The 956-nt window shown below is 71.5% G+C and carries 1 protein-coding gene and 2 pseudogenes; 2 read left to right on the top strand and 1 reads right to left on the bottom strand.

What is annotated here, in order from left to right; genetic code table 11:
* Together R1101_RS28715 and R1101_RS0124385 are read left to right on the top strand one after the other, a co-directional pair.
* A pseudogene (locus R1101_RS28715) lies at nt 1-363 on the top strand (DEDD exonuclease domain-containing protein); the annotation flags it as partial.
* 33 nt (nt 364-396) lie between these two features.
* Nucleotides 397-672 (top strand): Lrp/AsnC family transcriptional regulator, encoded by a 276-nt coding sequence (locus R1101_RS0124385; RefSeq protein WP_016693842.1) that lies wholly within the window; start codon nt 397-399, stop codon nt 670-672.
* Nucleotides 673-756: 84 nt separating this feature from the next.
* Here the strand turns inward: R1101_RS0124385 and R1101_RS28710 are convergent.
* Nucleotides 757-956, bottom strand: a pseudogene (locus R1101_RS28710) (anthranilate phosphoribosyltransferase); the annotation flags it as partial.

Here is a 956-nt window from a genome sequence, read left to right as displayed (position 1 = left end):
CTCGTCGCCGCGCGTCCGCGCGCCGAAGGCGGGTGGGAGTTCGCGGTGATCCGCGCAGGCCGGCTCGCGTCCGCCGGCGTGGCGCCGCGCGGCGTGCGTCCGATGCCCGTCGTGGAGGCGATCGTCGCCGGTGCCGAGACGGTGCGGCCGTCCCCGGGACCGCTGCGCGGCGCGTCCCCGGAGGAGATCGGTCTGGTCGCGCGATGGCTCGACGGTGAGGGCACCCGCATCGTCCGTGCGAGCCGGGGCTGGTGCGAGCCGACCCGAGGTGCGGGCCGATGGAGTGCGTGGGCCGAGCTCGCGCGCGAGGCCCGCGCGGTCCGCGGGCTCCTCTCCGCCGACTCGTCCCACCGCTTAGGCTGATGCAATCCCCGAGGAAGGTTGAAGGAGACCCCCATGATCAACGCGATCGTCCTGATCGATGCCGAGGCGAACCGTATCCCCGAGACCGCGCAAGCGGTCGCCGACCTCGACGGCGTCGACACGGTGTACTCCTGCGCGGGCGACGTCGACCTCGTGGCGGTGGTCCGCGTCCGCGACCACGAGAAGATCGCGGATGTCGTCACCCGGGGCATCAACAAGATCGACGGCGTGACGAAGACCGTCACCCACATCGCGTTCCAGTCGTATTCGAGCGCCGACGTCGAGGCCGGCTTCTCGATCGGGAACTGACACCCCGCAGCACCACCGACGACCGACGGGCCCGCACCGATGCAGTGCGGGCCCCGTCGTTCGTGTGTCCTTACTCTTCTCCGGTCATTTCTGTCCGGAACCGGCATCCAGCCGCGTGGTGACCTCGGCCCACTGCTCCAGGACGGCCGTGGCCCGGCCGCTGTCGATCGCCTCTGCCGCCGTCTCGAGCCCGGCCGTGAGGGCATCCTCGAGAACGCCGTCGACGCCCCGGAAGGCTGCGATCGCCCCGGCCGCGTTGAGAAGCACGGCATCACGTACAGGGC

Origin of the sequence: Rhodococcus sp. R1101, from assembly GCF_000278445.1 — a bacterium.
In the GTDB taxonomy this organism is placed as follows: domain Bacteria; phylum Actinomycetota; class Actinomycetes; order Mycobacteriales; family Mycobacteriaceae; genus Rhodococcus; species Rhodococcus gordoniae.
Note: the sequence above shows the minus strand (reverse complement) of the source record. Positions and strands in the feature narration are given on the sequence as shown.